28 protein-coding genes and 1 riboswitch are annotated in these 22,742 nt (G+C 34.8%); of the genes, 13 read left to right on the forward strand and 15 right to left on the reverse strand.

Going from position 1 to position 22,742, the window contains the following annotated elements; all coding sequences use genetic code 11:
* The first annotated feature begins 209 nt into the window (after window positions 1-209).
* A complete protein-coding gene (locus FFL34_RS06665) occupies window positions 210-731 on the forward strand; it encodes a tyrosine-type recombinase/integrase (protein WP_234031446.1) in 522 nt (173 codons plus the stop codon).
* Between the two features lie 130 nt (window positions 732-861).
* On the opposite strand, the gene FFL34_RS06670 is transcribed toward FFL34_RS06665, so the two are convergent.
* The 4 genes from FFL34_RS06670 to FFL34_RS06685 all read right to left on the reverse strand — a co-directional run bounded on the left by FFL34_RS06670 (window position 862) and on the right by FFL34_RS06685 (window position 3,180).
* Window positions 862-1,608: a hypothetical protein gene (locus FFL34_RS06670; protein ID WP_138602620.1), complete on the reverse strand. Its 747-nt coding sequence runs from the start codon at window positions 1,606-1,608 to the stop codon at window positions 862-864.
* Between the two features lie 88 nt (window positions 1,609-1,696).
* Window positions 1,697-2,557, reverse strand: a complete 861-nt coding sequence (locus FFL34_RS06675) for a tyrosine-type recombinase/integrase (RefSeq protein WP_138602622.1) — start codon at window positions 2,555-2,557, stop codon at window positions 1,697-1,699.
* Window positions 2,558-2,571: 14 nt separating this feature from the next.
* The gene (locus FFL34_RS06680; RefSeq protein ID WP_138602624.1) at window positions 2,572-2,880 is read right to left on the reverse strand and encodes a hypothetical protein; all 309 of its coding nucleotides are present in this window, start codon (window positions 2,878-2,880) and stop codon (window positions 2,572-2,574) included.
* A 114-nt stretch (window positions 2,881-2,994) separates the two neighbouring features.
* Complete coding sequence (locus FFL34_RS06685; RefSeq protein WP_138602626.1) at window positions 2,995-3,180, reverse strand: hypothetical protein; 186 nt, start codon at window positions 3,178-3,180, stop codon at window positions 2,995-2,997.
* Window positions 3,181-3,291: 111 nt separating this feature from the next.
* On the opposite strand from FFL34_RS06685, the gene FFL34_RS06690 reads away from it, so the two are divergent.
* Window positions 3,292-4,449 (forward strand): helix-turn-helix domain-containing protein, encoded by a 1,158-nt coding sequence (locus FFL34_RS06690; RefSeq protein WP_138602627.1) that lies wholly within the window; start codon window positions 3,292-3,294, stop codon window positions 4,447-4,449.
* 97 nt (window positions 4,450-4,546) lie between these two features.
* Here the strand turns inward: FFL34_RS06690 and FFL34_RS06695 are convergent, their stop codons facing one another.
* Window positions 4,547-4,756, reverse strand: coding sequence for a helix-turn-helix domain-containing protein (locus FFL34_RS06695; protein WP_234031447.1), 210 nt, complete (start codon window positions 4,754-4,756; stop codon window positions 4,547-4,549).
* Window positions 4,757-5,155: 399 nt separating this feature from the next.
* Between FFL34_RS06695 and FFL34_RS06700 the strand changes: the two genes are divergently transcribed.
* From FFL34_RS06700 to FFL34_RS06715, 4 genes are all read left to right on the forward strand, one after another.
* Complete coding sequence (locus FFL34_RS06700) at window positions 5,156-6,127, forward strand: replication-relaxation family protein (protein ID WP_138602629.1); 972 nt, start codon at window positions 5,156-5,158, stop codon at window positions 6,125-6,127.
* Between the two features lie 773 nt (window positions 6,128-6,900).
* Window positions 6,901-8,952, forward strand: coding sequence for a hypothetical protein (locus FFL34_RS06705; protein ID WP_138602631.1), 2,052 nt, complete (start codon window positions 6,901-6,903; stop codon window positions 8,950-8,952).
* A gap of 567 nt (window positions 8,953-9,519) precedes the next feature.
* On the forward strand, window positions 9,520-9,771 hold the full coding sequence (locus FFL34_RS06710) for a hypothetical protein (protein ID WP_138602633.1): 252 nt from the start codon (window positions 9,520-9,522) through the stop codon (window positions 9,769-9,771).
* Window positions 9,772-9,821: 50 nt separating this feature from the next.
* Window positions 9,822-10,175 (forward strand): hypothetical protein, encoded by a 354-nt coding sequence (locus FFL34_RS06715; RefSeq protein ID WP_138602635.1) that lies wholly within the window; start codon window positions 9,822-9,824, stop codon window positions 10,173-10,175.
* A gap of 77 nt (window positions 10,176-10,252) precedes the next feature.
* Here the strand turns inward: FFL34_RS06715 and FFL34_RS06720 are convergent, their stop codons facing one another.
* Together FFL34_RS06720 and FFL34_RS06725 are read right to left on the reverse strand one after the other, a co-directional pair.
* Window positions 10,253-10,489, reverse strand: a complete 237-nt coding sequence (locus tag FFL34_RS06720) for a hypothetical protein (protein ID WP_138602637.1) — start codon at window positions 10,487-10,489, stop codon at window positions 10,253-10,255.
* A gap of 83 nt (window positions 10,490-10,572) precedes the next feature.
* Complete coding sequence (locus FFL34_RS06725; protein WP_138602639.1) at window positions 10,573-10,806, reverse strand: hypothetical protein; 234 nt, start codon at window positions 10,804-10,806, stop codon at window positions 10,573-10,575.
* A gap of 378 nt (window positions 10,807-11,184) precedes the next feature.
* On the opposite strand from FFL34_RS06725, the gene FFL34_RS06730 reads away from it, so the two are divergent.
* The gene (locus tag FFL34_RS06730) at window positions 11,185-11,658 is read left to right on the forward strand and encodes a hypothetical protein (protein ID WP_138602641.1); all 474 of its coding nucleotides are present in this window, start codon (window positions 11,185-11,187) and stop codon (window positions 11,656-11,658) included.
* A 293-nt stretch (window positions 11,659-11,951) separates the two neighbouring features.
* Here FFL34_RS06730 and FFL34_RS06735 read toward each other — a convergent pair whose 3' ends face one another.
* Both FFL34_RS06735 and FFL34_RS06740 read right to left on the reverse strand, forming a co-directional pair.
* On the reverse strand, window positions 11,952-12,377 hold the full coding sequence (locus FFL34_RS06735) for a hypothetical protein (protein ID WP_138602643.1): 426 nt from the start codon (window positions 12,375-12,377) through the stop codon (window positions 11,952-11,954).
* A gap of 604 nt (window positions 12,378-12,981) precedes the next feature.
* Window positions 12,982-13,299, reverse strand: a complete 318-nt coding sequence (locus FFL34_RS06740) for a hypothetical protein (RefSeq protein ID WP_138602645.1) — start codon at window positions 13,297-13,299, stop codon at window positions 12,982-12,984.
* Between the two features lie 472 nt (window positions 13,300-13,771).
* Window positions 13,772-13,856, forward strand: a riboswitch (cyclic di-GMP riboswitch).
* A gap of 89 nt (window positions 13,857-13,945) precedes the next feature.
* Here FFL34_RS06740 and FFL34_RS06745 point away from each other — a divergent pair.
* From FFL34_RS06745 to FFL34_RS06755, 3 genes are read left to right on the forward strand one after another with little or no spacing between them, the layout of a single operon-like run.
* A complete protein-coding gene (locus FFL34_RS06745; protein ID WP_138602647.1) occupies window positions 13,946-14,140 on the forward strand; it encodes an aspartyl-phosphate phosphatase Spo0E family protein in 195 nt (64 codons plus the stop codon).
* Window positions 14,137-14,502, forward strand: a complete 366-nt coding sequence (locus FFL34_RS06750) for a response regulator (RefSeq protein ID WP_138602649.1) — start codon at window positions 14,137-14,139, stop codon at window positions 14,500-14,502. The genes FFL34_RS06745 and FFL34_RS06750 overlap by 4 nt, the downstream gene beginning before the upstream one ends.
* A 12-nt stretch (window positions 14,503-14,514) precedes the next feature.
* Window positions 14,515-14,730: a hypothetical protein gene (locus tag FFL34_RS06755; RefSeq protein WP_138602651.1), complete on the forward strand. Its 216-nt coding sequence runs from the start codon at window positions 14,515-14,517 to the stop codon at window positions 14,728-14,730.
* A 469-nt stretch (window positions 14,731-15,199) separates the two neighbouring features.
* Here the strand turns inward: FFL34_RS06755 and FFL34_RS06760 are convergent, their stop codons facing one another.
* From FFL34_RS06760 to FFL34_RS06775, 4 genes are all read right to left on the reverse strand, one after another.
* Window positions 15,200-15,781 carry an HNH endonuclease gene (locus tag FFL34_RS06760; protein ID WP_138602653.1) on the reverse strand — a complete coding sequence of 194 codons (582 nt, stop codon included), beginning with the start codon at window positions 15,779-15,781 and terminating at the stop codon, window positions 15,200-15,202.
* Between the two features lie 120 nt (window positions 15,782-15,901).
* Complete coding sequence (locus tag FFL34_RS06765) at window positions 15,902-16,162, reverse strand: hypothetical protein (RefSeq protein WP_138602655.1); 261 nt, start codon at window positions 16,160-16,162, stop codon at window positions 15,902-15,904.
* 603 nt (window positions 16,163-16,765) lie between these two features.
* Window positions 16,766-17,254: an HAD domain-containing protein gene (locus FFL34_RS06770; RefSeq protein WP_138602656.1), complete on the reverse strand. Its 489-nt coding sequence runs from the start codon at window positions 17,252-17,254 to the stop codon at window positions 16,766-16,768.
* Window positions 17,247-17,666, reverse strand: a complete 420-nt coding sequence (locus FFL34_RS06775; RefSeq protein WP_234031581.1) for a hypothetical protein — start codon at window positions 17,664-17,666, stop codon at window positions 17,247-17,249. Before FFL34_RS06775 ends, FFL34_RS06770 begins: the two co-directional genes overlap by 8 nt.
* A gap of 599 nt (window positions 17,667-18,265) precedes the next feature.
* Between FFL34_RS06775 and FFL34_RS06780 the strand changes: the two genes are divergently transcribed.
* Window positions 18,266-18,739 (forward strand): hypothetical protein, encoded by a 474-nt coding sequence (locus FFL34_RS06780; protein ID WP_138602658.1) that lies wholly within the window; start codon window positions 18,266-18,268, stop codon window positions 18,737-18,739.
* Window positions 18,740-18,813: 74 nt separating this feature from the next.
* A complete protein-coding gene (locus FFL34_RS06785) occupies window positions 18,814-19,023 on the forward strand; it encodes a hypothetical protein (protein WP_138602660.1) in 210 nt (69 codons plus the stop codon).
* A gap of 356 nt (window positions 19,024-19,379) precedes the next feature.
* Here FFL34_RS06785 and FFL34_RS06790 read toward each other — a convergent pair whose 3' ends face one another.
* Both FFL34_RS06790 and FFL34_RS06795 read right to left on the reverse strand, forming a co-directional pair.
* Window positions 19,380-20,090: a hypothetical protein gene (locus FFL34_RS06790; protein WP_138602662.1), complete on the reverse strand. Its 711-nt coding sequence runs from the start codon at window positions 20,088-20,090 to the stop codon at window positions 19,380-19,382.
* A gap of 317 nt (window positions 20,091-20,407) precedes the next feature.
* The gene (locus FFL34_RS06795) at window positions 20,408-21,151 is read right to left on the reverse strand and encodes a hypothetical protein (protein WP_138602664.1); all 744 of its coding nucleotides are present in this window, start codon (window positions 21,149-21,151) and stop codon (window positions 20,408-20,410) included.
* A gap of 235 nt (window positions 21,152-21,386) precedes the next feature.
* On the opposite strand from FFL34_RS06795, the gene FFL34_RS06800 reads away from it, so the two are divergent.
* Window positions 21,387-22,703, forward strand: a complete 1,317-nt coding sequence (locus FFL34_RS06800; protein ID WP_138602666.1) for an IS1380 family transposase — start codon at window positions 21,387-21,389, stop codon at window positions 22,701-22,703.
* Window positions 22,704-22,742 lie beyond the last annotated feature (39 nt).

Below are 22,742 nucleotides of genomic sequence, written 5' to 3' on the forward strand. Positions count from 1 at the left end.
TTCTCGCTGGCCGGGTCCCTGAACCCAACACAGCGAATCACGAAGAAGAGGCGCAGGGTCAAGGACAAGCAGCTGCCGCTGTGGCTTAGAGCAGCCACCTAATCTTGAAACTTTGAAAAACAATGGCTAACCTTCTACAGGAATAGGGTCATTTACACAAAATTATTGACGCCCCCGAACCTATTCGGGAAAGAAAAAAGATAAAGGATATGAAAAAATATCTACAAGGTAATAAAAGGGATCTTCTATTATTTACACTTGGCATCAATTCCGCTTTGCGAGTAAGTGATTTATTAGAATTGAAATTTGTGGACATCATTGACGAAAACTTAAAACCGTTGGACCATATTAAGCTAAAAGAAACGAAAACAGGAAAGCATAACAAAATCGCCATATCAAATGGGGTGAAAAAGGCGGTAGTCGAGTATATGAAGGATTACTACAAAGGAAATTTATCTGATTTTGTTTTTTATAGTAGAAAAGGAGAAAACAAACCAATTCAACGAGCTATGGCTTGGAAGATAATTAAAGGAGCAGCGGATGCTGTTGGAGTAAAGGATATTGGTACTCACTCATTACGAAAAACGTGGGCTTATCATAGTTACAAAGCTGGTACTGATATTGTCATTATTCAGGACATGCTGAATCATAGTTCTCCAGCAATCACTTTGCGCTACATCGGTATAACGCAAGATGAAAAAGATCGGGCTGTTCTGTCATTAGATCTGTAATATCCTATATAATAGGAAGAAACCCGGATAGATCAATTGTATAATTTCTATATTCAGCAAAAAACGTCGAAAGATTTACGCCCTTTCGACGTTCTTAAATTATGATGAAACAGAAGGAATTAACCCTCCATCAAGAATTTTTAAATAGTTCCTCAACCTCGTATTTGTAGCCATAATTTCGAAAAAAGTCTATTAATGCCGTTTCGATAATTTCACGATGAGGAACATTTTTTTCGTAACCAAAGTTCTCAATCAATTCGTGTAATAAATGGCTAATTGGAGTCGTTTTATTTTTACGAATTCCGCTGATTAAATAACGCGGCATCTTATCCACAATTGGATTATCCTCCATATTTAGCTTTTCATATAATGTCTTAACCAAATATTGCAACTCATCGTCTTTCTTCACTGTTTTTTGGTGTTTTTGGGACCCCTTCTCTTTTACATCATCATTGCTTTTATCGTCTTTCAAAATCCCAACCTTACGAACATAGTTTTCCTCTTTACCGCTCCATTCATAGCCCTTATTTGTCATATATTCAGCTAATCGCTTATGATCTTTAAATCCATTATTTTGCGCAACTGTTTTTGGATCTACTCCTTCTTTAAATGACTCAATAACTTTTGCAACTTTTCCGGAGTGCATGTTTTCATCCATTGCTTTTTTTTGACCGATTTTAGTATGAATGGGTTTGTAATTTTGCTCTTCCTTATCCCAAGTAAAATTCTTACGACGCATATACATATCCAGTGATCGATAATCTCGATGCTTATACTTTACTGCTAAATCCTCTCTGGGAATTCCATCGCTTAAACTCCGAAGAATTTCATTTACCCGATCATCATAAATTGGCATAAGTTCTGCTGGTGTACTCATTTATATAATTCCTCCTATTGTTGTTATTATTAATTTGTCTTTTCGATCAGGCACTACAAATACATGCACACACCTGATTTAACATTTTCTAAAGCTTATTTACTGCTGTTTGTAATTCATTATCATCTAATTGAAGATATTCCGTTGTTGTTTTTAGAGATGCATGACCAAGCAATTTTGATATAGCATAAACATTTACATTTTTACGTAAAAGATTTGTTGCAAAACTTCTACGCAATGCATGACAGGTTACATTCTTTTCCCATCCAAGCTCATTTGTTGCTCTGTGCAGCTCATTGTTAATATATCCAGCGGATAGCTTTCCCGTTTTCCTTGTTGCCAGCACAAATTCGGAATCAATGTCCCCACGGATATTAGTCAGATAGTCTTCCAATGATGGTTTTAATGAGTCAGCAATTGGGATAAAGCGTTGTTTTTTCCCTTTTCCGTTAGCTAGTAATCTATTACTCTCATAATCAATATCTTCTAATTTTAGAGTGTGGGCTTCCTTGACCCGCATACCTGTATAGGCCAATAAGGCAATAGCAAAGTTAATAACTGGATGTTTCATTGTTTCAAGAAGTTGTTGAATTTCTTCCTGTGTTAAAGCCACCTTTTTTTCCTGTAAAACCTTCACTGAATCAATTTCTGCAGCCACATTATGGCTAACCCACTTCTTTTTAACTGCATAATTTAAGAATGATCGTAAACTAAATAAATAGCGGTTACGACTACGTGGTGCCAATTCCTTTTCATCAAGCAAGTAATACATATAATCCTCAACATCGTCACTGGTAAGGTCCTCTAAGTATATAGAACAGTTATAAATATTTGTTACAAACTGATTAAAGCATCGCAAATCCTTCATATAGCCCTTTATGGTTTCTTCACTCATATCGCGATATGTCATGTTTTTCTTAAATAATTGTTGGCCTTCCGTAAATAACATATATAAATCCTCCCTTATAGTCCTTTAAAACGTAGTCTCAATACGTTTTTTACTAATTGTTTGTTGTTTGAATCTAAATAATCAATATCATTTAAATCAACAGAGACCTCGCCGTTATATAAATGTATAGCAAGATTCACAAAAAACTGTTCACTACGGGACCAAGGCTTTGAAAGCTTTAATAGCTGCTTTACTTCGATAACCTGATTATCATAATCGATATATTCATCAGTTAAATATCTTTCCAATTTACTATGATTGTTGAATAGATAAATCACTGCAGCCCAGTGCGGATTATGTTTCGCTAATTCAGATAGTTCCATTATTATCACCCTTCTATCAATATTCAGTTTTCTGTCTTTCTTAGGTTACTAGTTTTCCCCTTTCGGTTTTCTTCCATTTGCTATATCATTTATAGAAGAAATTCAATTTTAGTTTTACCTCGCCTTAGATTTTGCTATTTCGTTAATTGCCTGTAGATACCTTTGCTTTTGCTCTCTAGAAAGGTTCTTTCTCAAATAACGATACAATGTTGTTTCATGAACACCCAAGTGTTCAGCTAGTTCCCAAGTACGCACGGTTTGATTTTTTAATTCGTCGCGTATGGCTTGATTGCGTACCATGTATTTCCACCTCCTGTTTTGCTGGTAGTACTAGTATATTTTTTAATGGTAACTATTTCAAGCGAATATAATACTTAAAAGTAGTAACCAAAAATAAAAAGGAGTGATTTAATGACGAATTACTTAAATGCGAAAGAAAATTCTTTGCTAACAAAACATACGGATTACGAACTAAGCGGAAATGCTATATATGCATCATCTGAGGAAGTAGAATATTATAATCCGTTTGCTCAAATAAAAGATTCACTATTAGAATATATTTTAGGCAAAAATAAGGATTACGTAGATGCTGATTTTGATTTACATACGTTGTTTTTAAATCTAAATTATAATAATCCTGACCAAATTTATCGGTTTGTCCAACATTTTGGTCTGCTATACAATCCGATTTTTATGGATAAAGAATTACAGGAAAGTCTTATCAGTGAGTACGGGATAAAACAATTAAGATACAGAACAGGGATTTTTTCACACGTGTATAGTGAAAATGAATCTTTATTAATGTCAGAAATAAACAATCGGCCAATATATTTAAAAGAATTTCAGGAGGAAATTGAAAGGTTAAGGATGGTCATCGAATTATACATGGCAATACAGGCGCAAGACATCACCATTCTATCTAGAAATACCCGCTTTATGTTGTTTTTAGAAAATCATTATAAACATCCAGTTCTTAATCCATTCCAAGAGCTTTTACAACATTCTAAGATGAAGGCAAACGTTCAAGCCGTATTAGCCAATATAGATGGTTTTTCTGTAAACAAAAGGGATTATACCAAACAACAATTGGAAGAGATTATAGAATCAACTGAAAGTGTTTATAAAAATATCCAACAACTAGGTTTGGAAGATCTTATCATTGAGATGTGTATTGTCTATTTAGAAGCAAATATTGAAACGGCATTAAAAGGAGTCTCTCCTAAAATAAGTTTTAATGATGACGGAAGTAGTCAACAAACTTGGGTATTCTCCGGCCTGCTTCCAGCAATTTATTTTATGATTCATCAAGACTTTATTTCAGGAAAACCATTCAAGAGATGCCATAATCCAAATTGCAATAACTTATTTACTCCTAAACCTAAACATAAAATTCATTGTTCGAATATGTGCCAATCACGGGCTAAGACTGCTCGTCTTAAACTGAAGAAGAAGGATGAAGCTTTAAAACTTTATAAAGAGGGTCTTTCTATTGATGAAATTGCTAATAAAATTAAAATGGAGCGCGGGCGTGTTAGCGGATGGATAAATAAATATAATAAAGACCGGTAAAATATAAGATGTACATAGAGCGTGCCAATGATAAGAAACAATGGTACGCTTTTTTGTGTCTTTTTTTATTCACAACGTTTGCATTTCTGATATACGTCTACTGAATAATAAACAAATCGTAAAACTCCAATCGTAGTTTCTCTGCAATTTTCTTTGCAACTTTTGGCGATGGATGTTTTCTGCAATTGATAATCTGATTAAGATAAGCCCCGCTTGTTCCAAGTTCTTTTGAAAAATTCCGTTGAGAATATCCTTTTTCTATTAATGTCATTCTAAATTGAGTCGCATCTTTAAGCACAATCTTCATAATGATCTCCCTTTACTCCAAAATTGTTAACTTTATTTTAACGTTTGATTGTATTATATTATCGATTATTCATCACCACAAATGAGAGTTTGACACTGTCCCCCTCTGGTTATGAATGAAGGAAATCAACTCAAAGTGAATTCTCGCATTTCTCTATATTTTCCATTCACTCTAAGAATACAAAGTTTTTGACTATATAATGATTTCTGAGTCATGACAAGTAATAAACTTTCACCACCCTAATTGGGTATGTTTAAGGGTTATTACTTGGAAAAGTTGATAACTCAGCACCCTTCACGTCATAACGGAGATCAAAATAACCCAAACAATATAGGCAAAAAAGCGATCTGTTTAAAAGGGATAAACCATGATTTATATTTTTTCAAGAGGTGATACAAAATGGAGAGGATAACAACGTTAAAGGGAACTGGTAGAAGCAGACTTGAAGTAAAAGAATCCGAAATTCAATATTTGGCATATCTAGAGAAGCACCGTGTTTTAACTCTACAGCAACTGCACACAGTTGCAACAGAGCTGTTTGGGGTAATTCTTGATAGTTATAGTTTTAAAAATCGCATGCGTAAATTTGAACAGTTCAAACTTATTCGATCAAAGCAGTATGCAGATGGATTCAATGGCGAACGCTTTAAATATGTATCGATTGGTATAAGAGCAGTGGACTTACTAATTGAAAATAAGCTACTGGATGCAGACTTCAATCAACAAAATATCTATAAATATATTCGAAAAGAGAATCTTTTGCATTATTTGGTTACCCAACAAGCTATTATTAATATCCTTTTAGCAAATCAACGTGAAAGTTATATGTACAATCAAGATATTTTTTCATTCTCAAATTCCGATTACCCGTATCACGATTTAATTCGGAAAAAGAGCATGGTTTTTGGACGCAATAGTGGCGCACAACATGCGGCTATTTCTAGCTTTAAGAACGGAACTAGCCAAAAATCGAAAAGCAACTATCGAACTTACACCATCATTAAGCCAGACTGGGTAATAAAGTTAGATTTAGAAGAAGATGACCTACCAAGTATTATTAATATCGAAGCGGATATGGGAACAGAGCCTTTAGCGACTTTGGAAGAGAAGTTTTGGAAATACTGTATATTGGCTAAAAACAGATCCCATGAACGACATCTTTTACTATTTGTCTTTCCAGATAAGTCCTTTTCAAACCGCTCATCCTTTGTACTACAAAAAAAGCGGGTGAAAAACTTTTTAAACATATTAAACCTGCAAACTAATAAGAAGATAATGGAAGAAGCTAAAATTTCAGTTGCGACAGTTCCTTTATCGGGGTCTGCCGAGCGTTCCCTTTTATTTTTTCATGGTAATGAAGTTAAAGGATGATCAGTATGTACTTCTTCTACTTTTAAACAGTCATTCTGTAGCGAATGACTTACATAATACTTCGAGTTTCTATTAATCGTCTCCTTTACTGGATACCACAATAAACCTTTTTCATATCAATGGTCCTCGCTGTTGAATCGCTTATTATTCTATCAATTCCTTCCTTTTCTTCCCCTTGATCGTAACCATTATAGGTATCTAACCTCGACATTGGGCAAAAATTGATGTTGTAACCCATTCCAAAATTAAGAATTTATACATTAAAAAGTGGTTGGACCACTAAATTATTAATTGGTACCGGGTTAAGGTACCCACTATTAGATACCATGAACAAACCACTCGTATTAGTTATTCTCGATTATATGACACTATCCTGAACATTCTCCGTAACCCTTATTCGTTACTCTTTAAGGTAACTACAATTAGCATTTAAAATTACCACTTTTATATTAAAAATCCCCTACTATTTTCAAACTCTCATTTGTGCAATCCTCAAAACAATTTATAATGTACAATTACAGGCATTCTGTTAACTTTTATAGACTTTTGTTAACCAAGCACTAGAAATGAGAGAAATCAAGGCTATAATTGTTTTCACTTAGGCACATTATCTTGCAAATTAGTAATAACCTTGCGATAGGTTGACGTTGATCCGTTAAACAAGCACTGGGGGAAAGCTGCGGGAGAGGGGGTTTTCAGAACATAACATTTACCAGTATCTAAAGCAGTCACAACTAACAAAGGATACTAACTATAGAAGGAAGGATATAGCAATGAGCAATCTCGAAAACTATTTAAATGATTTGCCATTTGAATTAACTGAAGAAGAGAAGAAGGAATGGAGAGAAGAAGGCATAAACAATAAAACGGCTAACCAACAAGACGATATTCCCAATCCCTTTTTAGATGAAGATACTAACGCTAATATTGTGTCGATAGAAGAAAGAAGAAAAAACCGTAAAAAAACGGAACTACGGGATTTCACATTATACGAAGATGTTATGAAGGCTATACAAGAAGATGAAAATAAACAAAGCACCAGCTCCGACACTGATGCTTCTGAAAAAGATAATAAGATCGTTTCAGACCTTAAAAATTATGTCTTACCATTTGATGATATTTCCACGAAAATCAATTTCAAAAAGATGTATTACTATATTTATTATAAAGCTGGAAAGGAATTTAAAGAAGAACGATTATCCAACTTTCTTATACTTCCATTATACGCTATAAAAGCCGAGGATGGAAGCCAAAAAATGTATGCTCGATTAATTAATCAGGAAACTTCCGTTGAGGTAATTTTCGATGGTGAAAAGTTATCAAACCAAAGAAGTTTTAAAACCTTTGTCAAAAGTTACGGTAATTATAATTGGAATGGAAAACAGCATAATTTAAATGACTTGAACGACTTATTAAGTGCCTACAAGCTTGATGAAATCGAGGAAAAAACGTATGCGGGATGGCATAAAAGAGAGAAAATGTGGTTATTTCCTGACCGAGCTTATCATAATGGAAATGTATATCCAGTAAATGATGATAAAGTAACGATAAACGGGAAGTCTTTCACTTTCGATAGAGAAGTAAAAAATGAAGTTAAAATAATTCGAGAACATATTGATCTACCAGAAGACACAAACGAAATCAATAATGTTGTAGAGTCTTTCATTAAGCTTTATAAAAAAGATGGACATCTAGGTATTGGTTGGATCATCGCTTCTTTTGTAGCGGATGATATATCTTCCAAAAAATTAGCAGGTCAATTCCCGCTTCTTGCGCCATATGGAATTTATCAAAGTGGAAAAACTGGTTATGTACGCTTTCTGAGTGAAATGGCTGGGATTGATACCGAATTAAACACTGAACCTTCAAAAGATGTTTGGAGAAAAGATCTTCATAACTTTTCTTGCCTTCCAATTATTTATGATGAAGTGAAAGAGAAAAAAGGGCCAAATGGATATATTAAAGAAATGCGACCATATATTAACAAAACTTTTGATCGAGCAACTTTTAAAAAAGGATCGATAGACAAATATGCAACAGAACACTATGAGGTTCATGGTACTCTTGGGTTACTTGGTGAAGTCCCACCTACAGATTCTGCTATTTTATCCCGTTTCATTTATATCGATTCTAGCAAAATGAGCAAGAACAAATCGTTGTATCACATAGTTAAAAGTAATCAACATATTTTAAATGCCATTGGGCAGTATTTTATGAGAACTTCGGAAGATTGGAAACCTGATTTCATGGCATCATACCAAGAGTTTTTGGTGGATCTGGGAGAGCGTGATATTAAGGATGACCGTATGGAGATTAGTTACGCCATTATTCTGGCAGGAGCAAAAACCTTTTTAAAAGTTCTTGAAAAGTTAGTAGGAGAAGGTAAATTCAACTCCGAACGCACAATAAAGGAACTAGTAGATTATGTTGAATCAAAAATTAAATCAAACGGTCAAGATCTAAGACAATCTCATCCTTCTATGCAATTCTTAGAAGACATTGGGACAATGGTAGGTGAAAAGGAAATAATCGATACTGCCTTCACAATACGGATTAACCATGAATTCGAAGGAAAGTTATATAAAAAGATCCTATTCTTAGCACCATCAAGTATTTGGAAAGCGCACAAGAAAAACCAAGTATCCGACCCATTTTATACGAGTAGTGGTCAATTGAAAAACGATTTAAAAACTTATTCCTTTTTCATCGGCAGTAAGTCATTCCGGGTTTCTCCAAAGTTAAAATCTGCTCCAACATGCTGGATGATTGATTTGACAGACCCTTCACTTCCTACAGAAATGCAGAATTTTGATTACTGTAAATAGAAATATTAGACAATCCTAGAATGGGGTTGTCTTTTTATTATGCTTAGGTACGTCCCAAACTTATTGACAACATATAAAACTCATCATGCCAAAACCGGGATCCATTGTCGCAATCTATTTTTAATACGACAGTTATACGACATTACTTACGACAGCAACAAACCTTGATATAACAACATTTCTATTACAATCTATTATAATAAATACTTATTTGTCGTAAGTCGCAATGTTTTTATACTATGCTCCTTTTTTCTTAAAACCATTCTAATAAAATATATACACTAGTACCCATATCTAGTTGCGACTTACGACAAAACCACCCAGAACGTTGATACACAAGGTATTCTCATTGTCTTTAACCAAAAAGAACACACGACATCCGTGCTTCATTTTTTACGACAAATGGTTTTTAGTATGTGAAACAAAGCCACTTAAACCTCTACGAATTAAATCAATGTCCCTAAGACATAGCGACCTATACATCTATTCTTTTCCTTCAATCTATTCGAATATCGAGGACCTAAAGGTATAATATCTCAAATGTTTAAATTATTGGGGGAAATTTTTATGGACCAATTTTCTAAAGATGCTTATGTGGAAGGGAAGAAGGTGAGACGACTAATTGATTCAGATGAAAAGCTAATTGTCGTCATGAATATATTCGAGATGATTAATTTAGATTATGAACAATTTTCTTATGAAATTATGCAGTTTTATAAGCGATACAACAAATCAGTGCCGTGCTTTATCAAGCAAGTAAATAAAGAGAACATGCACTTCTTCGGTATTTATTTTATCCACGGACTATTGTATGAATAAATCTCACAGTATTAAACATTTTAAAGACATTCAAAAGGAGCTTAAAACGGATGAATAAAACTACAATTGAACCACACTATTATGACCAGATTAAACATCTTTCATTAGATGATTTTGCGAACATCGCTCTCGATTTATATAATGATTATAGGGATGATGTAATGGCATACGCCCTTAATAATTTAAATCAATTTAATCAGCAGAAGGTATTATTTGATGATTCGAAACTGTTCTATTGGGATATTTCCGATGATCCATACCTTAACTATTTGATTAGAAAGCATTCAGCAGAAATATGGGAGCGAATGATCACTTCTAAAAAAAGTTATATCTTAATTAATCTAGATGTTTTCAATGGAATTAACTGCTGGAGCCTTTATTTACCACCGGTTCTTTATCAATGATTATTTTGTATTAAAAAAGGGACAGAGAGTGCGCGTGCATTCTCTGTCCTATTTTAATCATTCTTATACTGAAACACTCAATGAAGTCGTGTAATACTCGCTAAGGAAGCTTCCCTTGGAATTATTACGCGGTTTCCTTGATCAAAACCTAATGGACCAATATCATTAAAAATCAAAAACATCTCGCCTTCTATCAAGTCTTCATTTATGTTTTCACTCACAAATTTTTGCGCTTCACTAACAGTAGAAGCTTCAACAATCGTTTCTAGTACATCACTCTTTTCTTTGCGTCGAATAACGTAGTATTTATTCATGTTTGTCATCCTATATATCAAAGGGAATCCTCCGTCAGAATTTCCACAGAGTATTCCCTTATATTGCAGATTTTTTTTAATTTCTAAAACTGTCCAATAAGAATCACGACATCACCATCCGGAAAAATCAATCGGTTTAGTTCGTTAAATCCAAGATGATTAGCCACTGGGAAGACGATAAAGCTTTCTTTTTCCAATAACTTATTAACATAATGCTTCCTTACCTTTTCCCTCGCATCATCCATCGAGTTCGCTTCAATTACTGTTTCTTGATAATCCCTATTTTTTGTTGAACGAATAACACAGTATTCTTTCATACTTAAACGCCTCTCTTTCTACTTATTTATAAAAAAACATCGATAAAGATGACAGCAATTATTTCCGCCGCACATCCTTATCGATGTTTTTTAACGATATTCAATGACCCAAAAGGCCGCCTCTTGCTTCTTTTCTAAACAATGATAAGTCAATTAATCTTTTAAATAGTATAACCTCTATATTGCACGCTTTTAACCTTCGATTGTTAAAAACAATGTAGCCTTCCCGCCATTCGTTTGTCATTAATAACATGAATTCGACCCTATTTAGGCAACTTTCTTTTGGTTACTAGTTTGAAGAACACAGTAGGGAGAGAAAATGAGACATAAAAGATATAATAAGGTTCAGAACACTGATAACAGAAAGGTGAGGGCATTATGGGTACATACTATGCATTAGGAATTGTAAAACACTTTACAGCAAAATCGGACCAAGCGATCAGTCCAGCTATTTGGAACGTATATCTGGATGAAAGAATAGATATTCAGCTATATACTCTGCGCATGAATGGTGCAGAAATACACGGGGAATTGAAGATGGAAGTATTTGAAGACAACATCGAAGACTTTTATAACAAACTTGTTGAAATTACTGATAACGAAAAGATTTCAATATACTTTGAGGACTCAGGAAAAAACATGGAGCAATATCAGAGTTGGGTTACGGAAATGACAGTTAAACAATACGATCCAAATATTACCTTGACCGCTGAACTTGCCATTCTGTTCATAGAAGGGAAAGTTCTTGTGGAGGAATTCAGCATTGAGCCGAAATTGATTAATTGGTTGTTTCGGCATGTTAATCTCGCAAACCCACTTGTTGGTTGTGTAATGTGCGATATAGTTGGATAATACCTTCCTAATTATGTGCAGGTGGCGGTTATATCATTAAACGGGAGAAATAGGCGTAAGTAAATGCTAGAAAACAATTTAAATGATTAAATTCCTCAAACGTTACATCAACGACAAGTCAATGACCCAGATTATTGAGAAAGGCCAAAGAAGCGCGGGAAGAGGGGAAGAAACTTCTATGGAAGCGGATGGATAAACCAATTTCTTAAATAAAGACACAAGGAAATAGAGTGTTATTTGATTCGCTTCAGTCAATTTCCACTTCCAAAATTCACTTTAAATTGAGGTAGGGATTATCTATATTGCGTATATTCAAGTAAACTACGAAGTTCATCTATAACGAAATCTAGTGATTCAGTATCTGCTTCATCATCAACCTTTTTCATATTCCTTTTCAAATCTGTAAATGCTTGTATCCTTTTTATTATTTCATTCGTGATGTCTAACACTTTTTCGTCGGATTGCTGGAATGCTTCTAATAATCTGTCGTAATTTGTTTTAGATGTCGATTGGGATAACTCATTAGATAGCTGATCAATTCTTTCCTGTTTCCTATCCATATTTTTGTTTTGTTTTTCCATCTGTTCAAGCATCATGGTCATTGTTTTCTTGTACTGATCAGCATTTCCTTCTTGAGCCTTACAGAGTTCCTTTAAGGTCTCTTCTACAGTCATATTCCTTAACTTATTCGGAATATCGGTATTGTGGAATTTATGCATAATGGTGCCTCCTTGGTTGTTACTAATTTGACATTGATAATGATAAATGTAAATTCACTCAACGTGGGTACAGTGGATTACACCTTTTATTGTGTGGGTTTTGCTGGATTATCCTAACACCACGGATTAGGTATATTATAGCAGAAACAATGAGTGCAATCACAATTACCTTGAAAGAGTAAAAATAATGAGAAGCAACAGCAGCCAATATGTAAACTGATTCAAATTAAAACAAAGAAGAATTTTCATGGACTTTTTTAGACTTGCTTTTTTATCAATGCAATGGTCATCAGTCTTAATGTAGCGGTAACTTATATTGTTATAGTAAATCTCATTTTCTACCAACCTATTCGTCCATTTACAATTGTTGCTCCTGCCTTTGGTTACGGAGTAATGAATAAATATAACCCCGTATTTCACAAGCTATGGGATAGATGGTTTGGGAATAGATGGTGATTGTTTATAAAGTAGAATAATTAAGAAGTTTCTACTCAGGGGATTGTTATCCTGTTAATGTGGTAACTACATAAATTAGCAAAAATACATTCTATGTCACATCATGTGCCTTATTTGCTGCAATAGAATAAGCACCATTAAAAAGGTGCTAAATCTCTTCCATTTGTAAATTTCCAAAAGGAGTAACTATATTTCCATTCATAACATCATTAGCTGTTATAGTAATCCTAGTTTGATAAGAAAACGATTCAATTAAAAAGAGTTCGTTTCCTTTTTCCCACAGCCATTTATGAACGTTCTCTCTCGAAACTCCACAACCTCTACTCGCAGTTGCTTGATCAGTAATATTTAGTTCTAATGCTAGCTTGCCTTCAACCACAAATACCATTGTGTGTACGGGTTTTATAGGCGTTTGAATATATCCTTCGATAAGGCCTTCCTTATTATAGAATTTTATTACTACCACCTCCTATTATCAGAACTAATTCGATAAAAAGTGGGATAATCCTTTATTTTTTTCTTGTTGCACATAATCATTCTTACATGATATAAAATTCAAAAATAGCCCAATTTATACATCGTGTATTATGTTCAAATTAGTCCCCAGAATGCAGCAAATAACGGGGCTAAAAAGAAATAGATTGGAAAATTGGGTTCATCTACTATTATTTATTATTATTGTATGAGTTTGCGATATATAGGTCTCACGTCCTAATATGAACGTATTTCGCCGTCTACTCTTATTTATCAGCCAATGTATCATCGCGATTCTTCCTGTGCAAGTTCAATGGGTTATCCGCACCTTAAAGAATCTGCATATGCAGATAACCTTATAAAAGGCAAAACGGATAATTCAGGGAAAACCCTTCATAATGTTACTCATTTTACCGATAATACAGGTAAATGAACGTGGTTCAATTGAACTAGTTATTTAGTTTATCCGATAATGGCAAACTTATCGAAAGGTAAGGACGCAAAACCAAGGACCTAAAGCTCATTAGCTAAGGTAGCCTAGTTACCGAAGTAAGCTCTCTTAATAGGTGTACCTATCTTGTTTGGTTCGCCTTTTTGAGTATCCTTACTTCAGAGTGAAGATTTTAGGAGGTAATGGGATGCTTATAACAGATCATAAAATAACAACAGACTACCTACTGGAATTGATTAATCATAAGAAAGAAACGATGATAAAGGTTGCTGAAACATTTGGTTTTAATAGTGATAAGACATTAGAATGCAGTCAAGAATTAGATGAGTTAATTATAAAACATCAGCGAATGACAAAATTAGAAAGAAAAAGCACAACATGAGAACGATATTAATAGCGGATGATTCAACGTTTATGAGAAGATTTTTAAAACGTAAGATTCAACAACATGGACATCTAGACATTGTTGAAGCAACCGATGGACAAAAAGCGATTGAGGCATATAAACAAATACGTCCAGATATTGTTTTCCTCGATATAACGATGCCAAATGTAAATGGCTTAACTGCATTGAAGGAAATTATAGCGTTTGATTTGAAAGCAAAAGTGGTTATGTGTTCAGCTATGGGTACAGAATCAAATGTTATTGAGGCACTGCAACTAGGGGCAATAGATTTTATTGTTAAGCCTAATTTTGAAAGTTTAGTTAACGTTTTAGATAAACTGGATTCCAACACAGAATAGGAGTGGTAAACAATGAAGCGTAATGGTTTATGTGTACACTGTGGGAAAATTGATCAACTTATGCATGATTTATGTAACGAATGCTACGAAATAGAACAAAACAATATTAAGGCGGTTAAAAAGGTTTTATTTAAATATCCAAATTCAAATGCTATAGATTTATCCATAAAAACTGGCATTTCTATTGACGGTATAACCCGTTTAATTAAAAAGGGAACATTAATATAATTCTAGCCAACAAAACAATGCAGAACAACTCCAAAAGTCCTTTTATGGTCATCTATGTATTATTTGCATTATATAAGTCCTCACGTTCTCATATGGCCGTATTCCATCTTCTGTACTTGTTTGTATAAGATGCTTAGCCAATGTTTCATTGCTATAAGTCATATCATCTAAAATTACGAATGCATCCGCTTCTTCTTTTATTTTACTACGTCCATACCTGTCATGTTGCACTGAATTACTACAGATTAGATATCAATTGATTAAACCGCACATCTGTCTGTTGCACCCAAATCTTCTGTAATAACATACCAAGCCTTAGCCACCAGATGAGAAGGACGGCTTTTACCTGTAGCTTTTCATAACTGAACAGCTTCAGTTAGTATAGCTAGCCTTATACTCCAATGAATGGCGTTTTCTGTGACAACATAAACAATTTTACCAAGCACATCCCTCACATTCATCGATCTTTTTAATTCTGTTCAGTTAATTCCACGATATCTATATATTCCTCATATTCAATGTCATCCTTATTTCGATTACACTTGATACAAGCACAAACACAGTTGCTTGGTGTGCTTGCTCCGCCTTTTGCTCTAGGAACTTTATGATCAATTGTGTCACCGTAGAAACCGCAATAATGGCATATAAAACCATCCCGTTCTAATACAAATTTCCATAAAGTTTTCCTATTGAAGAAATGATGAATTAGCGTACTATGTACAATGCCTGCCGCTCCCTCTTCCACTAACCTCTTCGCTTTGTCATAGCTTATTATATTTTCATACTTATAATTACTTGTATTGCGTCCACGGATGGTAATTTCTTTAGTCGCATCTAGCAATGATGAATCAAAACTATATTCCTGTCTTGGACCAAGTATTCTTTCATGCCTACGATCTTTGCAGTCCCGACAATATGATTTTCTTTTGCTTGGCCTGTTGTGTTTCCCGCCTGTAGCCGGAAAACTTTTCATATATTTATATTCACCACAAATTTTACATCTCTTATAGAGCCTACAAGTGTCACCCGTACTTACTCCCCTTACCCCCATTAGTTCACCCCCAATTGGTCATTATGCTACTAATAACCCATGTAATATTACGAATACAATATCATTTTCTTACTTTCAAATCTACCAAGAAGCGGTATAGGGATGACCCCCGGATAAATTCTATTCCCCTTTTACCAACACAATATCAACCAGATCTAGAATATCTTCCGGTAACCGCTCCTGTCGTTCAACTGCAAATAGAAATTGCCCCAACTCACAAAGCTGCTTTCGCTGACTTACATCCAATTTTTCTGCATTCCTTTTTATAAGCCCAAGCAGTATGGCCAAATCATTGTTTGTGTATGTATTTTCCTTTATTTTTAATCGAATGATATTTGCTTGTCTATACTCTGATTTATTATTTAATATGGTTTTGTTCATAAAAATACCTCGTTTAAAAAATAGTTAGCCTCTATAGATACCCTACAACAGCAACCATTACACATATATTACATATCCTTATAGTTATTGCTTTTACCACGCCATCATCATCAAACCGCTATCCTCTAACTAACTTATATGAAGCGAAACCTCGGCAACTAATGCGCTGTCAGCTTAGTACAGGAAAATGTAAATAAATGTTCAAACGAATCCATAAAAATACACTGCCAAGTGCTAAAATAGCAAATGGTGTCAACAAATTGAAGTAAAAAGAAGGTACCGAAAAAGTGATACGCGCTTATGATATTTCACAAAGATACGAACTTAATCTAATTGAGCTAAGTATTCTACATGAACTCACGGACAAATTTCCAATGTATTTATCTATCGATGATTTAGTTGCCATAAAGGTGGATTATACGATGATAGAAAGGAATATAACTCGATTACTATGCAAAGGATTAATCGAGGAAAGATGGGGTAAGCTTAGGGTTATAAAATAAGATATAAATTTTCAGTTTGTACGGGGTTTATTGAAGGGCTACAAGATGCTTTATGGGCAGATAACACATAAGCATTCACACTAACACAGGAAGAGAAAGTTTACTTATGTAAAATCTGCATGATACAAGCTCTTACATCCTCATATGCCCGTATCCCGTCTTCTGCTCTTGTTCGTACAAGATGCTTAATCAGTAACCCATCACGATAACGCATATCGTCCAGAATAACGAATGCATCCGCTTCACCAATCATAGCAAGATGTTGCTTAATTTCGTTTTCACGGGTATTTCCCTTATCAGTGAATTCAATTCGGTCAATAAATTGTTCTAATCCATATTTTTCAATTAAAATGTACTTTAATTGGTCGCGTGACAAATCATAACGCCAGTCACTAATGACCACAATAGTTATCTCCGCAAATAAATTCTTTAACTCTATTAGTATTGCTTTTAAATTGTCTACACAAACATCATCAAATTGTAGTCCGGGATGTAGCTTTGATGAAACGGAGAACTTGGTCGTTAATACACCATCGAAATCCAAATACATATACAAAATCTTATCTTCCATATTCGTTTTTCTATCCATTACTACCACTATTGTCATTCTGTTGCTTATCAACAATCGCTTGCAAAAATTCTTCCCACTTATCATCCTCCAAGAAAAAGAAGTCTAGGTAAGCAGTTTCTATTTCCTTGTCAAAGAGATCTATTTCTTTTATCTTTTTCCGTCCATACCCGTTATGTTCCGCTGAATACATTTGCTGCAGATTAGATATCAATTGATTAAACCGCACATCTGGTTGTTGCTTCCAAATCTTCTGTAGCAACAACATAATACGGTTGATTCGCTCTTTTTCTCTCATTATCAGACCTCCATCCATATACTCTATTGTCCCGTCATAATGCTCTTTAACGGTCCCATACTTTGTATCATAAACGATAGCGGTTTTATTTGCTTTAGCATCAATCCTCGCCCGTTCCCCGTCATCTTGGCCCATTTATCGACCCATGCAAATTTTCTCTTAGGAATTTTATTGTCCGACAATGAACATACCGCCTTTCCGCAATATCTTAAAAGTTACCTAACGCTTGTATAATTCCCAGTCGCTTCACGATCAGATATAACCTTAATCCCCATATTTCGTAGTTTGCCTACATTTACTTGTCGATCTTTTTCCAATTGTACAAACCTATTCCTAAACATGATTCGAATTATAATTTTCGTGGCGGGAAGCATAACGAACTTCACGATAGACCTAATAGCCAAGAATAATAAAATGATTAATAAAAAGAACGCAAGGAAGTCCACCATTGAAATTCCCCTTTCAATTTGAATTTTCCCTTATTATATACGATATGTTGTGTGATTGCGATTAGGCAGAACCCGTCCATCTACATTTATGTTCTTAATAAAAAAATCAATACCCTTATAAATATAATGTCACGGTTATTCCCTTCCGCCTCTTTAACCACTTTAATCAGTCATTTCATGGATTTAAGGTATAGACATGACTGATTAATACTTATAATAGCCTAATAAGACATTAGGGAAACGCAAGAATAAGAAGAAATCTTAATCGTAAAATGAGGGATTTAAGTGGGTACATACTACGCGCTTGGCATTGTAAAAAAGTTCACAGCGAAATCAAATCAAGAACTTAGTGAAGCCAACTGGGAGGACCACATGAATGAAAGACTTGATATTGACCAATATGCGGTAAGCGTTAAGGATAATGTGATAGAAGGAGTATTAAAAGAGAAGGTCTTTAGGGAAAACATCGAAGACCTTTATAACAAACTGGTCCAGATTACCAATGATAGGCAGGTTTCCGTTTACCTTGAGGATTCCGGTACAGACATAGAACAATATCAGACTTGGCGTACAGGAATGACAATAAAAGAATATGATTCCAATATCACTTTGACCGTGGAACTTGTTATTTTGTTTATCGAAGGCAAAGTTATTGTTGAGGAATTTAGCATCGAACCAAAACTGATCAATTGGCTGTTTCGACACGCCAGCCTTTCGAATCCACTTGCCGGTTGTATTATGTCGGATATAGTCGGATAGATTTCGTTTAGTTATATGTAAGTACTTTCAAGAATATCCACGCTAACAATCAAACAAAACAAAGAGAATTAACGATGGACTTTTTTAAAATTGCTTTTTTTATCAATGCTATGACCATCTGTCTTAATGTAGCAGTTACGTATATGGTTGTAGCGGATCTTTTCCTTAATCAGCCCACAGCACCTTTTACCATCGTTAGTCTTGCATTTGGTTACGGAATAATGATTAAGTATAATTTCGTTTTTCATGAGTTGTGGGATAAATGGTTTGGGGATAGAAAGTGATCAAACTGCAAAACATTTTTTGACGTGTAACTTAAACGGATAAGAAGCGGGAGATAGCGTTGACTTTGATGCAAGATAAAAGAATGCCCCGCGGAGATTTCTTCTCCACAGGACCAAGATTAGTTCTATTTTAATCATTCAACACGCTTTGAAATAACCACACAGCTCGCTAATAACTTTTTATTTTGACTGTACCGCTAAACCTACTGTTAAAATTTCATTAGCCTCATTAAATGAAAGCAACAGAATTTCATTATTAATTATCCAACCAGATCTGTTTCACTTTTCCCTTCAGCTATTTTCCGAAAAGACATATAAAAAAGAAGTGGATAGGAGGTCTGACCACAAGTGTTTGATTATACCTCTTTATTAACTATTGAACAGATACTTGAAACAGCATTAAATAGCCTCAAACAATCTATTTCAGTTAAATTATATTCTGATCTCCCATGCAATAGCCAATGTCTATTAATAGAGGATGGTTCAGTATTATTAAAGTCTGACTTCTCGTATAACTTCCTAACAAAATTATTATATGAAAGCCACACATATTTCTCTATAACACTCTTATTTCCTTCAATTTTATCAACTTGTATTTGACATACTTTCATCATTCTTACATTAGTTTTATCCGGATAAAAACTTGATAAAATTCCTTCTATAACTGTAATCAACGTTATTGAAGTGATAATATATTTTTTATTTTCATATGAAAATACACATTCTTTAATAGCAGTTTTAAATTTTTCATCAATAGTAGAACTTAATATTCCATCTACTAAACCTACAAAATTATAGCGCTCATTTTCCGTGAAATACCAATAAAAAAACTGATTTATATCTTTAATTTCACTTGTCTGTCCCAAAACATTGATTGGATAAATTGCCATTTCAATCGGAAGTGTCCACCCAGTTTCATCAATTTTTGTAATTACATTATCCAAAGTTCTCGAAAACTGTTCTGACATTTCTTCTGCATCTTTTTTTACTTTTTCTTTAAAATTAGTTTGAATTTTAGAAAGTTGCTCTTCGCTTAATTTACTATGGATATCATTAACTTCTGTCATCGTCACACCCCTCTCTTCCATATTATACTTTAAAATATAAAAGGTAATGAAAGCCCCTGCAGAGATTTTTTACTCTCCACAGAACTTCAATAAATCAGCACTTTGAGACTTTAAAACAATGGGGTCTGACCCTATTACCGAGAGTTTTAGTTTTGGTTGGTCATTTTTAGCTAAAATAATGTTTGACTTATTTACTATTATACGCTGATCCCAATATCATGATCAATCCACGTAACCAATATATCACTCACTTTTCATTCCGACTAATCTTATTAAATACTCTATACTTTGCCTTTGTCCATCTATTACAAATACATCTATATACGAAAACTAAAATCTTTTAATGTGAGTTTACTTTCTAATGGCACTGTGGTTATTTTAGCAAAACGAAAAGCGTCTTTCTTTTTAGGTATTGGTAAATAAAAAGTATTTCCTTCCTCTAATTCAGGTACAATGTAATCCACTCTATTTTTTATTAAAGTTCTAATTAGAGAATGAACTTGCTTTCCAATATTGATTAAATCATTAATATCAATTAATTCACCGTAACGGTATCTTAATAAATTTCGTTCTTCCTGAAGTTTAGTAATACCGGGTTGAATTTCAGGAGTAAGATTTGGAATAACAAAAGCTTCTTGTTTACTTTTAAATGCTTTTTCAATCGTTTCATTATCATAACTAATAGGCAGGCCATCTAAAGAAGTTTTACGTCTATGCAACTCATTTTTATTCAAAGTTCCGCTAAATGGTCTCAGGGCAACTGTCAGTCCATGTTTGTATTGGTTGTAGAAAAATCTGTAGTCATTAAAAAACTCTAGCACCGATTGAGTATAATCAATTAGATTTTGTGAACCTGTTGCAAAAACCGCTAAGTTTTCTTCTTTTCCTTCGATTTGATCAGTCATTACTGCCTCGAGATATGACTTGCTAGGAACCATGTAAGCTTTCAACAATTCATCAACGGATAAAACCTCAATACGGTTAGCTGCTTTTCCAATATCTCTTGCATAATAGAACACTACTTTTTTAATAAAATCTTCATTTTCCCTAATATTTTTCATTAGAATTATATAGTCCTCCACATACATAAGCAGCTCTGAAATGGCACTGAATATTAAACCATTTGTTACCTCATTATAGATCCTGAATTATTCACAAAAACACTCTGGTATAGCTTAACCCCTTGATTGTCAGGTTGTTTGACCAAATCATATATTCATCTAATAAATGAAAAAGAACCCCTTTTTCTGTTACAGTTAAAGTACCAACAGAAACCAACAGAAAGGGGTTCTTATATTGGCTACTTTACCGCAAATAACGCTTGATTTCAACCGTCAAATTAAATTGTCGCATGATGGGGGTGACCTGTCATCGGATACCGGTGAATTCCTGTTTCGGGAATTTGACGAAACTATTGGTTTCACCCGGACATTGGCGAAATATCTGGTGCTGAACGACGAAAGACACTACCATATTCATGCCAATCAGGACTTATTGCGTCAAAAAATCTACCAGATCATTGCCGGATACGATGGCGATGATGCCGCCGATCAACTGACAAATGATCCTGTCCTGACACAAATTATTGGGACGAAAGCTCTGGCTTCTCAGCCTAGTCTGTCACGCTTTCTTGAACGATTTGATGCCAACTCGATTGATCAACTGAATCAGGCCAATCAGGACCTGTTGGACAGGGTGCACCGATACAGGGCGTCCGATGCCCTGATCCTGGACTTGGATTCCACCCACGCTGATACCTACGGTAATCAGGAAGCAGCGAATTACAACACCCATTATGGAACCGTTGGGTTCCATCCTTTGGTGGCTTTTGACGGGATCACAGGTGACTTTGTGAAAGCAGATCTACGTCCGGGCAGTGTCTATACGTCCAATGGGGTGGTTGATTTTATCGAACCTGTTATACAGCACTATAATAACGTGTTTCCGACAACCACACCGTTCCTGCGCGGTGACAGCGGTTTTGCCGTTCCAGCCCTGTATGAGCTGTGTGAACGTGAATCCGTGTTTTACGTGATTCGTTTGAAAGCCAACCCTGCTTTGAAGCGCATTGCAGCCGAACTTCATCCCAATACGACACCAGCCGATGCCACGCAAACCGAGTGCTATTATGAGACCATACACTATCAGGCTGGGTCCTGGTCCCAACCAAGAAAAGTGGTCATCCAATCCATTCGTCCGGCAGGTGAATTGCTTTTCACGCATGGGTTTTTTGTCACGAACTTGGGTGACACATTTTCACCTGAAACGATTGTCCAGTCCTACAAGCAAAGAGGGACAATGGAAAACTATATCAAGGAAGCAAAAAATGGCTTTTATATGGATCGTATGAGCAGTCATGACTTTCAAGTCAACCAGGTTAGAATGATGTTGAGCCTGTTGGCCTATAATTTAACCAATTGGCTGCGCACGCTTTGCTTCCCCGATGGTCACCAGAACATGCAGATCCAGACCATTCGCACAAAGTTGATCAAGGTAGCCAGCAAGCTGGTTCGATCGGGACGATCGTTTTACTTCAAACTGGCTTCCAGCTTTGTCTATCCGAAACTTTTTTGGCAGGTGCTGCAACGAATACAGGCTATGAAGCCGACATAAGACGGTAAAAATATAGTGTAAAAATATAGGTCATTTTTT

Origin of the sequence: Lentibacillus cibarius (assembly GCF_005887555.1) — a bacterium.
GTDB classification, from domain to species: domain Bacteria; phylum Bacillota; class Bacilli; order Bacillales; family Amphibacillaceae; genus Lentibacillus; species Lentibacillus cibarius.